Annotated in this window: 2 protein-coding genes; both read left to right on the top strand. The window is 41.8% G+C overall.

The features are described 5' to 3' along the window. A partial coding sequence (locus C1A06_RS14940; protein WP_101690940.1) for a glycerophosphodiester phosphodiesterase family protein occupies positions 1–627 on the top strand: 627 nt, incomplete at its 5' end. Between the two features lie 155 nt (positions 628–782). Next, on the top strand, positions 783–1,948 hold a 1,166-nt coding region (locus tag C1A06_RS14935; protein ID WP_101690939.1), incomplete at its 3' end, for an MFS transporter.

The raw sequence follows: 1,948 nt of genomic DNA, 5'->3' as shown, positions 1-1,948 counted from the left end.
CGTACAACGAACGGCAAAGGGAAAGTCGAGGACTTAACACTCGCTGAAATCAGAGAGCTAAAGCTACGTAATGGGTTGGGACGGCCAGGAGAATTCAAAGTACCCACATTAGAAGAAGCTATGCTTGTCGCCAAAGATCGGATTAAGGTCAATCTGGATAAGGCAGATAAATACTTTGCCGAAGTGTATGAAGTTTTGGAAAAGACGGGCACAGTCGAGCAAACAATTATCAAATCCGACAAACCATATAGTGAGCTACGCGCTGAACATGGTGCACATCTGGATAAAATGATCTTTATGCCGGTTGTCAACTTGAAAGAAGAAACAACACTTGCACACTTGGATTCTCTTCTTGATCAAAAATATGCCTACTATGAAATAGTCTTCAAAGAAGAAGATAAAGAAAAACTGCATCACATCAAAAATAAGCTAAAAGACAGCGAATCCATTATCTGGATTAATTCCCTGTGGCCTTCTCTGTGTGGAGGATATAGCGATGATCGTGCACTGAACGATGCCAATGCTACATGGGGATATCTGATAGATAGTTTAGGAGCGGGTATTCTGCAGACCGATCGTCCGGCAATGATGCTTGAATACCTGAAAGGACGAGGTCTACACAAATAAAGATTGTTGGTTATCAGGCTCTATTCTTGATGTGTTATTGATCAATACACATTTAAGAATTGAAATTTTATTAACCGGAAGTAATTGCGACTTCCGGTTAATAGTTCTCTCTTATTTCTATACCAAACAGCAAACTATAAAGATTCGATATAATTATGATAAAAAAACTAACTCAGTTTTTCTCTCCACTTCCCGATAAAGACGAATTAGTGGAAGATGAAAAGAAATTGAAACGCCTTCAATGGTCGTTCTTTATTTCGGTAACCTTAGGCTACGGTCTGTACTATGTCTGCCGTATGAGCCTTAATGTAGTCAAGAAACCTTTGGTAGACGGAGGTATTCTGACAGAACAAGAGCTGGGGCTTGTAGGCTCTGCTCTGTTCTTTACCTATGCAGTAGGCAAGCTAGTTAATGGTTTTTTGGGTGACCGAGTGAATATTACCCGCTTTATGGCTACAGGCTTGATAATCTCCTCACTGGTAAATATTATATTGGGTTTCAGTCATTCATTTTGGGTGTTTGCCATACTTTGGGGTGTCAACGGCTGGGTTCAGAGCATGGGCGCTCCCAGCAGCGTTGTTGGTCTGTCACGATGGTTTACGGATAAGGAACGTGGCTCCTATTATGGTTTTTGGAGTGCCAGTCACAATATTGGAGAAGCAATTACCTTCATAGCTACAGCAGCAGTAGTGAGTATTGCCGGCTGGCGCTGGGGCTTTGAAGCTGCCGGTATTGCGGGTCTGATAGGCGCTGCTGTCATTATAATTTTCATGAAAGACAGTCCCACCAGCCAAGGCCTGCCATCTATCATTCCCCCGAAAGAACGTGAGAAATCTGCCGGAATGGCCCAGAAGGAAGTCTTGAAAAATCCATATATCTGGATTTTAGCATTATCGAGTGCTTGTATGTATGTAAGCCGCTATGCTATCAATAGTTGGGGTATTTTCTTTTTGGAAAACCAAAAAGCTTACTCATCTATTGAAGCAAGTAGTATCGTTGCGGTAAACTCAGTTTGTGGAATTATTGGTACAGTCTTATCCGGCTTTTTATCGGATAAACTCTTTAAAGGTAATCGTGTCACTCCGGCAGTTCTTTTCGGAATACTTAATACGGTTGCTATTGCAATGTTCGTATTAGTACCTGAAGGGCACCATTATTTAGATGTCTTGAGTATGATCCTATTCGGACTATCTATTGGAGTGCTTATCTGCTTTTTGGGAGGTTTGATGGCAACGGATATTGCACCTAAGAAGGCATCAGGAGCAGCCTTGGGTGTTGTCGGTATAGCCAGTTATATTGGAGCAGGTATTCAGGATATTCT

Origin of the sequence: Dysgonomonas massiliensis (assembly GCF_900240225.1) — a bacterium.
In the GTDB taxonomy this organism is placed as follows: Bacteria; Bacteroidota; Bacteroidia; order Bacteroidales; family Dysgonomonadaceae; genus Dysgonomonas; species Dysgonomonas massiliensis.
This window is presented reverse-complemented; position numbering and strand designations above follow the sequence as displayed.